At 64.1% G+C, this 7,392-nt stretch carries 8 protein-coding genes; 1 reads left to right on the plus strand and 7 read right to left on the minus strand.

Features of this window, described 5'->3' with window-relative positions:
• The 7 genes from rpsP to EN749_RS26315 all read right to left on the minus strand — a co-directional run.
• Nucleotides 1-372 (minus strand): 30S ribosomal protein S16 (rpsP, locus tag EN749_RS26285; RefSeq protein ID WP_128364255.1); only part of this gene is annotated, 372 nt, incomplete at its 3' end.
• Nucleotides 373-407: 35 nt separating this feature from the next.
• Nucleotides 408-740: a chorismate mutase gene (locus tag EN749_RS26290; RefSeq protein WP_127261568.1), complete on the minus strand. Its 333-nt coding sequence runs from the start codon at nucleotides 738-740 to the stop codon at nucleotides 408-410.
• Between the two features lie 7 nt (nucleotides 741-747).
• On the minus strand, nucleotides 748-2,358 hold the full coding sequence (ffh, locus tag EN749_RS26295) for a signal recognition particle protein (RefSeq protein WP_128364256.1): 1,611 nt from the start codon (nucleotides 2,356-2,358) through the stop codon (nucleotides 748-750).
• A 277-nt stretch (nucleotides 2,359-2,635) separates the two neighbouring features.
• Entirely contained in the window at nucleotides 2,636-3,586 is a 951-nt protein-coding gene (locus tag EN749_RS26300; protein ID WP_128364257.1) for a CPBP family intramembrane glutamic endopeptidase, read from the minus strand.
• 172 nt (nucleotides 3,587-3,758) lie between these two features.
• Nucleotides 3,759-4,358: a DUF1236 domain-containing protein gene (locus tag EN749_RS26305; protein WP_127397842.1), complete on the minus strand. Its 600-nt coding sequence runs from the start codon at nucleotides 4,356-4,358 to the stop codon at nucleotides 3,759-3,761.
• 62 nt (nucleotides 4,359-4,420) lie between these two features.
• Nucleotides 4,421-5,518 (minus strand): putative zinc-binding metallopeptidase, encoded by a 1,098-nt coding sequence (locus EN749_RS26310; RefSeq protein ID WP_127382298.1) that lies wholly within the window; start codon nucleotides 5,516-5,518, stop codon nucleotides 4,421-4,423.
• 90 nt (nucleotides 5,519-5,608) lie between these two features.
• On the minus strand, nucleotides 5,609-6,856 hold the full coding sequence (locus tag EN749_RS26315; protein ID WP_128364258.1) for an NAD(P)/FAD-dependent oxidoreductase: 1,248 nt from the start codon (nucleotides 6,854-6,856) through the stop codon (nucleotides 5,609-5,611).
• Between the two features lie 141 nt (nucleotides 6,857-6,997).
• Here EN749_RS26315 and EN749_RS26320 point away from each other — a divergent pair.
• Nucleotides 6,998-7,392, plus strand: a 395-nt coding sequence (locus EN749_RS26320) for a lytic murein transglycosylase (RefSeq protein WP_189367704.1), incomplete at its 3' end; no start/stop codon positions are given.

Raw genomic sequence — 7,392 nt, forward strand, 5'->3', positions numbered from 1 at the left:
GGCCGGTGCAGCGGCGGCCGCAACAGCAGCAGCGGCATCTTCCTGCGCCTTCTTCAGAAGGGCAGCGCGTTCCTGCGCCTTCTTGCCCGGCTCGGCCTTCTTCGGGTTGGAACGGGCGTCGCGCTTGACGAGGCCAGCCTCGTCGAGGAAGCGCAGCACGCGGTCGGTCGGCTGGGCGCCATGCGCCAGCCAATGCTTGACGCGGTCGGCGTCGACCTTGACGCGTTCGCCGTCCTTGGGCAGCAGCGGGTTCCACGAGCCGATCGACTCGATGAACCGGCCGTCACGCGGCGAACGGGCGTCGGCAATGACGACGTGGTAGTAAGGACGCTTCTTCGAGCCCGCACGGGCCAGTCGGATCTTCAAGGGCATTTCTTTTCTCCTAAACTAAGTTCGTTGATTGGGTTTCAGTTGGTTTTCGTCACGCCGTTGGAAGCGGAAGCGGCGATCTGTTCGTGGTGGCGGATCACTTCGCGGACGACGAAGTTGAGAAATTTTTCCGCGAAATCCGGGTCGAGATGGGCATCCTTCGCCAGCTGGCGAAGCCGGGCGATCTGCTGCTGCTCGCGTGCCGGGTCGGCCGGCGGCAGGCCATGCGTCGCCTTCAGCACGCCAACCGCCTTGGTGCAGCGGAAGCGCTCGGCCAGCATGTGGATGAGGGCTGCGTCGATGTTGTCGATCGACGCCCGGTAATCGGCCAGGAGGGCGCGGGCGTCGGCCATGTCCTTCTCTTCGTTCATGGCGTCCTCACTTCTTCTTGCCAAGGCCGGGCAGCCCGCTACCGCCGAGGCCGGGAAGCCCGGGGAGTTTCATGCCGCCGGGCAGACCTGGCATGCCGCTGGGCAGGCCACCGCCGCCGGGAAGGCCTTTCATGCCGCCGCCAAGGCCGGCTGCCTGTGCCTGCTTCTGCAAGGCCTCGAGCTGCTTGGGGTCCATCTTCGACAGGTCCGGCATGCCGCCGCCCATCATGCCGCCCATACCGCCGGGCATCATGCCGCCGAGGCCCATCTTGGAGGCGAGGCCGCCCATCATGCCGCGCATCAGGCCGCCGCCTTTGCCCTTGCCGCCCATCGCCTTCATCATGTCGGCCATGCCGCGATGCATCTTGAGCAGCTTGTTGATTTCGGCCGCGTCGGTGCCGGAACCGGCGGCGATGCGCTTCTTGCGCGAATGCTTGAGCAAATCGGGATTGGCGCGCTCGGCCTTGGTCATCGACGAGATGATGGCGAGCTGGCGGCCGAACATCTTGTCGTCGAGACCGGCGGCGGCCATCTGGTCCTTCATCTTGCCCATGCCGGGCATCATGCCCATGATGCCGCCCATGCCGCCCATCTTCGACATCTGCTGAAGCTGGCCGGCGAGATCGTTCAGGTCGAACTTGCCCGACTGCATCTTCTTGGCCATCGCCGCCGCCTGTTCGGCGTCGATGTTCTCGGCGGCCTTTTCGACGAGCGAGACAATGTCGCCCATGCCGAGGATGCGGTCGGCGATGCGTTTGGGGTGGAATTCCTCCAGCCCGTCCATCTTTTCGCCAGTGCCGATCAGCTTGATCGGCTTGCCGGTGACGGCGCGCATCGAAAGAGCCGCACCGCCACGGCCATCGCCGTCCATGCGGGTCAGGACGAGGCCGGTGATGCCGACGCGCTCGTCGAAGCTCTTGGCCAGATTGACGGCGTCCTGGCCGGTCAGCGAATCGGCGACCAGTAGGATTTCGTGTGGGCTCGACACCTTCTTGATGTCGACCATCTCGACCATCAGCGGCTCGTCGATATGGGTACGGCCGGCGGTGTCGAGGATGACGATGTCGTGGCCGCCGAGCTTGGCCGCCTGCACGGCGCGGCGGGCGATGTCGACCGGCGACTGGCCGTCGATGATCGGCAGCGTGGCAACCTTGACCTGTTCGCCGAGCTGGCGAAGCTGCTCCTGCGCGGCGGGGCGCCGCGTGTCGAGCGAGGCCATCAGGACCTTCTTGTTCTGACGCTCGGAAAGACGCTTGGCGATCTTGGCCGAAGTGGTCGTCTTGCCGGAACCCTGCAGGCCGACCATCATGATGACGACCGGCGCCGGGGCATTGAGATCGATGGCGACGCCTTCGGCGCCGAGCATGTCGACCAGTTCGTCATGGACGATCTTGACGACCATCTGGCCGGGCTTGATAGACTTGACCACGGCAGCGCCGACGGCCTTCTCGCGCACCTTGTCGGTGAAGGAACGCACCACTTCCAGCGCCACATCGGCTTCGAGCAGCGCGCGGCGCACCTCGCGCAGTGCTGCCGAGACATCAGCCTCCGACAGCGCGCCGCGGCCGGTGAGGCCGTTCAGGATCGAACCAAGACGTTCCTGTAGCGATTCAAACATTCGTTTTCCTTTTCCCTGGCACCCGGATGATGCCCGAGAGGTAATGCGTTCGCGCCCAGTGTCCAACCAAAAGCCAAAACCAAAAAGCACCCGGGGGCGCTCAGCGCTGCCGGGTGTTGGCCTCCAGGATCGATTTACAGCACTTCACCTCAAAGAGGTTTCGGCGTCCTGGTCGGCTTGCTCGGAGGGATACTCGTCGCGGAATTCGGGGCGTGTAGACAGGAAATCGGACGCGGAGTCAAGACAAGGCCGGATTGCGTCGTTCCCGGGCCTGCAATCACGCCGTGCTCGTCCGGTCCGGAAGCTCGGCGGCGAGCTTGAGCGGCGAACGCGGATGTAGAAGCAGCACGATGGTCAGCAGGCTGCAGGCGATGCCGATGAAGGCGATGAGAACCGCATCCGACGTCGCCCAGCCCGGCCCTTCGAGCGGCCTGGCGTTGAACAGGGCGAAGGAATTGTAGCTGTCCTGATGCGAGATCAAGAGAAACCCGGTCAGGTTGTTGCCGAGATGAGCACCAAAGGCGGCGCCGAGATTGCCGGTTGCGTAGACCACTAGCGTCAGCAGCAGCGCGAAAGCGGCGATAGACGCCAGCACGCAAGCATTGATGGCTGGCGACGAACTCGCGCTCCAATGCAGCGAGGTGAACAGCAGGGCCGGCAGCAGGGCCCAGATTACCGGGCTCGTGAACCGGTTGGCGAGACCGCGCAGCAGATAGCCGCGAAACAGCACCTCTTCAGAGGATGTCTGCAGCAAAGTGAGCGCGGCGATCGGGATCGCAAACAGCAGCCAGGACGACAGGCCGATCGGGCCACGCGTGATCTGCGGCTGCAGCAGATAGAGCAGGACCTCGGATATGAACGACGTGATCAGCACCGCGATCAGCCCTTTGAGGAAGTCGGGCCATGAAACTCGTCGGCTGTTGCCGAGCAGCGCCGACAGCTTCTCGCCGTGCACCCAGCGCATCGCGACCCACAGGCCGATCCAGATGCCGGCGAACGAGACGAGCGCGGTGAGGATGCCGAGGGGCGAAGCGAGGAAGCCCTGAATGCCGGATGATGGGGTCGCCTGCCAGGCGGTGAAGGCATAGGTGCCGCCGACCAGCACGGCCACGGTGGTTGCTCCCCAAAAAAGGACCACGATGCCCGTTCCGAGCAACAGGCGCGGTAAGGTCGTCCTGGCGTTCGGCGAATGCCTGTAACGCTCGAAGGCGGCCGGATCGATGGTCACGCGGGCTCCCTTGCCAAAGTCATCGCCTATTTGACTAACCGATGGCCGGAAAAATCGGAATGGTTTTCCGCAAAGGACTAGGCCAAGCAAGTCGGCGCAGGAGAGCGCCGCGCGGCGGCGCCGCCTGCTGGCGGCCGCTGCAATCGCAGCGGCCGCTTGTGCCGATTTGTCGTCAGCGAACGACGTACATGATGCGCCGGGTCTGCGGATCGATCAGCGCCCGCTGGCCGTTCACATAGACATAGCGGTAATTGTAGTCCGGAATCTCGCGTAGCTCGACGGTGTCGGGCAGGGTCGCGCCGGTCACCACTTCGCCTTCGAGATAGATGGGATCGAGGCGATGCGTGTCGACATAGGTGCGGATTTCAGCCGGAGGCGGCGGGAAGTCATCCACGACCGGATCGCTGGCGATGATCGCGCCGGTATAATCGGTCGAGTAGTTGCCGATGTCCTCAGGCGGCGAGACGACAGCAACGCTGGAGCGCCGTTCCGTCAGCACCACGCGGCTGCCGCCGATATCGGCCGTGACATAGTCGGAATAGACCCAGCCCTGGCCGCCGGCCTCGGCTATGGTGCACCATTTGCTGTTTTCGATGCAGCCATTGAGCGTTGCCGACTGGCCGGCGGTGAGCACGCCGATCACAGGATATTGCGGGCCGGGTCCGGCGCGCACGTTAAGATCGGTGACGGCTGAGACAGCGGTATCGGCAAGCGCGGCGCCCGACATCACGGTCAGCATTCCGGCTACCGCCGGAAACAACAGGGATTTCATGGTTTCTCTCCGTTTTCAGGTCCCTCGGCAGCCAAAACGGGGCAGCAGCTTATGCGTTCCCGCTAAAACGCTTGCGCCAACTCACGATTTGTTCCCGCTTCTTTCGGCAAATCGGTCAGAAGTTCGTGAACGAATTCCAATTTCCGAGCCGTGACGTCCGAAATGACAAAGGGATAAAGGTCGGGCAGGCCCATGCAGCGGTTGATCGAATTGGAGGCCTCCGACAGCACCAGCCAGCGGGCAAGGATCTTTTCGAAAGGCTCGGGCGCGGTCGCCGGATCCGAGGGTGCGGCCTGCAACCCGCCGCCTGTGTCGCCGCGCGGCAAGTCGTTGGCCTCCACCGTCTCCAGCCGGCCGAGCGGAAAGTTCAGCGCGTGCACCATTTCCAGCGTGTCGGTGATGTGCAGGTGGTGAGCCCAGGTCTCGGCCCAGTCCTCCCAAGGATGCGAGGTCGCATAGGCCGAGATGTGGTCTTGCTGCCAGTCGGGCGGCGCACCATTGGCATAATAGGCCTTCAGCGCCTGTTCGTAATCGGCGCGGTCATCGCCGAACAGTGCGCGGAAAGCTTCGAGCCTGTGCGGATCGTCGCGGATCAGGCGGTCCCAGTAATAGTGCCCGAGCTCATGACGGAAATGACCGAGCAAGGTGCGGTAGTTCTCGCCCATCTCGACGCGCCGCTTCTCGCGCTCGGCCGAATCCGCCTCGGCGACATTGAGCGTGATCAAACCATTGTCGTGGCCGGTCAGAATCCGCTCGCCGCCGGGGCCGCCGCCGATCGGATCGGCGAGGAAGTCGAAGGCAAGGCCGATTTCGTCGGCCGGGTTCTGCTTGGGCGCCACCGGCAGCCCGAAGGCCAGCAGCGAGTAGATGGCGCGCTTCTTCGCCGCTTCGACACGGATCCAGCGGCGGCGGTTGCCGTCGACGGAGAGATCCGGGATCAGCTGGTTCAGCACGCAAGCGCGGCAAAAAGCGTGACCCGGTTCCGCCATCCAGTTGCAGGCGCATTCATCGGCGTTGGTGCACTGGAAGACGCCATCGACGCCCGCCAGCGCAAAACAGGCGTGCTCGGGATCGTAGAGCACGGGGTTCCCGCAGTTCAGGCACTGGGCGTTCTCGAAATAGATGCGATGGCCGCAATGCGGGCAGTCGAAGAGTTTCATGTTGGTCTCAATTCACCGGAGGTGACACAAATGTTCACGGCGGCCCGTGCCCAACGCGAACAGCCGCGCGGTGTTCCACATTACCTGAAGCTATTTGGCCGCAAGCTGGGCGACAACCTGCCTTGCCACCGCCTCGCCCGACAGCCGTGCGCCGCCGCAGGTCTGGACCAGCGAGCCGGCCAGATGCTCGCCGGCGAAGAAGATCTTGTCGGCCACCGGCTGCATGAGTGCGGCGCGCGCCAGTGAACGGCCGGGGCGGGCCGCGGCATATGCGCCGCGCACGAAGCGCTCGCCGCCCCAATTGGTCATCATTGCGCGTCCGACATGCTTGCGCGTATCGCCGCCGAAGATGCCACACAGCCGGTCGACGACGAAGTCGATGCCGGCCGCCTCGCCGGCCGCCGACATTTCCCAGGCGAAATCGCCGCCGACGAAGCCGACCATCAAGTCAAGGTCGAACGGGAAGCAGAGGAAGTAGATGTCGTGCTTGGCCATCCGTTCGATCAGCAGGTCGTCGAAGGGCTGCAGCCCGAGCCTGGTGCCCGATATTTCGACTGGCAATTTGGTCAGCATGCCCATCGGCAGGTCGAAGAAGGCGCCGAAATGCGTGTCGGGCAGGGCCGGCGAGAACGCGATCTCCTCGAAGGCGAGCACCGCCGGCGAAGCGGTCACGATCACCGCTTTGGCGCGGACGGTGCCGCGATCGGTGACGCAGGCGACGCCGGGCACGTCCCACAGGATCTTGCGCACCGGCGTCGACAGTTCGACCGGCACGCCGGCGCCGAAACGCGCCACCAGCGCGCCAAGTCCCTCCTTGCTGAAGTAGTTCGGGTCGAGATCGGCCGCGGCCTGGAAGTCCAGGATCGAGATTTCGTCCTCGTCGGCACCGAAATCCATCGGCCCGGCGAAGGTGGCGGCGGCGCGCGGCGCATGGCCTTTTGCCAAAAGCGCCGAAAGACGATCGTCATCTCCGTCCTTCACTTCATGCCGGGCCAGAAGTTCGAACAGCTTTGCGTCGGCGGCCTTCATGTCGGCTTCTTCCGCTTCGCTCGCCTTGCGCTCGCGGTAGTAGAGATGATCGACGTTCATGTCGTGATGATGCAACGTCCAGCCTGCCGCCTGGGCTTCGGGAAAATAGGGATTGCGGTCGGCGGCATGCAGCCAGGCGCAGCCGATGTCGAAAGGCACGCCGAAATGCTGGTCGCTGGTCCAGGCTCGCCCGCCGATTCGGTCCATCGCTTCGAGCAGCGTGAAGGAAAGCCCCGCGGCCTGCAGGGCTCTGGCGGCGGCAAGACCCGCCGAGCCGGCACCGATGATGACGACATCAACGTCTTGCATGCAGCCCCCTTGCCACAATAATCACTTGATCCTAGGCAAATTCCACGGCATTCGCCAGCATTGCAGCGGTGACAGTGACAAGTGCGCGTTTCGCTGGCAAGTTCGCAATTGGGACGTGATTCAGGCAACCAGGAGATCAACATGGCAATTCTTGCCAAGGGAAAGATGTTTGCAGCGGCCGTGGTAGCGGTGCTTGCGCTGGCGACGGGCGCACAGGCAGCGGCCAGCTGCGGCAAGACCGGCGCCGGCTTCGAGGCCTGGAAGCAGGATTTTGCCGCGCAGGCCAGGTCGGAAGGTGTAGGCGCCAAGGGGCTGGCCGCTCTGGCCGGGGCGAACTACGCGACCAAGACGATCTCCGTCGACCGCGGCATTCACAAGGCTTTCAGCGGCTCGGTGGACGATTTCATGCGGCGGCGCGGCGGCGCGGCGATTATTTCCAAGGGCCGGTCGCTGAAAAAGTCGAATGCGGCTTTGTTCGCCAAGATCGAAGCGAATTACGGCGTGTCGCCGGGCGTGTTGCTCGCCATCTGGGGTAT

This window comes from Mesorhizobium sp. M7A.F.Ca.ET.027.02.1.1 (genome assembly GCF_004022985.1).
In the GTDB taxonomy this organism is placed as follows: domain Bacteria; phylum Pseudomonadota; class Alphaproteobacteria; order Rhizobiales; family Rhizobiaceae; genus Mesorhizobium.